This window comes from Sanguibacter inulinus, assembly GCF_013415325.1.
GTDB classification, from domain to species: Bacteria; Actinomycetota; Actinomycetes; order Actinomycetales; family Cellulomonadaceae; genus Sanguibacter; species Sanguibacter inulinus.
This window is the reverse complement of the sequence record NZ_JACBYE010000102.1, coordinates 1-1,392: the sequence shown is the minus strand read 5'-3', so window position 1 is coordinate 1,392 and position 1,392 is coordinate 1. Positions and strand designations below refer to the sequence as shown.

The window sequence follows — 1,392 nt, the reverse complement described above, 5'->3', positions numbered from 1 at the left end:
GTGAAGGTCTGTCAGGAGGTGGGGACGGGGGCGGCTGGAGCGGAAGGCGGGTTCGGGCAGGAGTCTTCGGAGGCGCTGGACCAGGAGCAACGACCGTCCGAGGTCTGCGGCGGTGGCGCGCAGGACCCGCCAACCTTCGTCCTCCACGGCGTGCTGTCGGCGTTTCTCCGCCATCAGGGCGGAGGTCGCCGCACGGTCGTCCCCGGAGTACTTCGTCGCTCCGTCGAACTCGACGAGGAACCGCCACTGCCTCCAGCCCAGGTCGGCGTAGAAGCGACCGAGGTACGTGTCGACCTGCACCTGTGTCTCCGGTGCCGGGAGGCCGACCGCCTGCAGGAGCACACGGCAGACGCTCTCCCAGGGAGACTGCGCCCCGGCGTCCGCCAGGTCGAGGAGCTCGCGGCCACGAGAGGCCCCACGCCGACCGCTGACGCTGGTCAGGAGGCGTTCGATCTCCCCGCGGTCTGCCCCTCGTGCCAGCGCAGCGTCGGTGATGACCAGAGCGTCGAGCGGAGGTGCTGTCCTGAGGCAGTCGACGACAGTCTGCTCGAGCCTCGTGACGCAGAGCCCGGAGAGCTGCAGCGTCGGGCGTCCACCTGATCCGGCCTCGTGCCAGGTGATGTCCTTCGCGCTCCGGCTCGACCTCCGGACCGGGTGGAAGAGATGGACTGTCGTCGGCAGGTGCCAGGTCGGGAGTCCCCAGACGAGCGCCGCTGACTGGTGGCTGACGACAGCAGCGGCTCTGGTCTGGGCGAGGACTGCGGCGACCCGGGCGAGCTCCAGGCGCCGACGACCATCGGCGGTCTCTGTCGGAGACATCCCGTCGCGAGACACGTAGGCGCCGCGCCGGACCCTGACGAGGCGCCCGTCTCTCACCCCGGCATCGAGAGTCCCGCGCGGCAGGTCGCGAGCCAGGACGACGTCCGGGATCACCACTCGCGGGACGACGAGCGGCGTGGGGCGGTCGTGCTGGCCCTGGTCGAGGTGCGGTCGTGCGGGGAGGAGGTCGAGTCTCATGCACAGATCCCACGGCTTCTGACCACCGATCGCACCCGTTGACAGAGCGCCTGTGCACCCGCCGTCGGCACGGCATCCTGTGGACGCCGCCCGCCCGACGCCGACGGACCGGGCACAGCGTCCTGTGGACGCCGCCCGCCCGTCCGACGCCGAGGACCGTCCGCCGTCCGTGATCTGTCAGCAGCCCCTGCAGGGCGTGAATCCTGGAGACCGTACCCCGCGGGTTGCCGCACCTTCGACGGAGGCCCGGCGAGATCGTGACTCTGGAGTGAGGTCGTGCCCTTGAAGGGTCGATCTCGCTCCGAAGTCACGATCTCGACCGAATTCCCGTGGGGCGAGGGCTAGATGGGGCGAGGGCTGGATCTGTCTCTTATA

Annotated in this window: 1 protein-coding gene; it reads right to left on the bottom strand. The window is 70.2% G+C overall.

Going from position 1 to position 1,392, the window contains the following annotated elements; genetic code table 11:
* Positions 1-1,017: hypothetical protein (locus tag HZZ10_RS19055; RefSeq protein WP_179914720.1), on the bottom strand; the 1,017-nt coding region annotated here is incomplete at its 3' end.
* Positions 1,018-1,392: the final 375 nt, after the last annotated feature.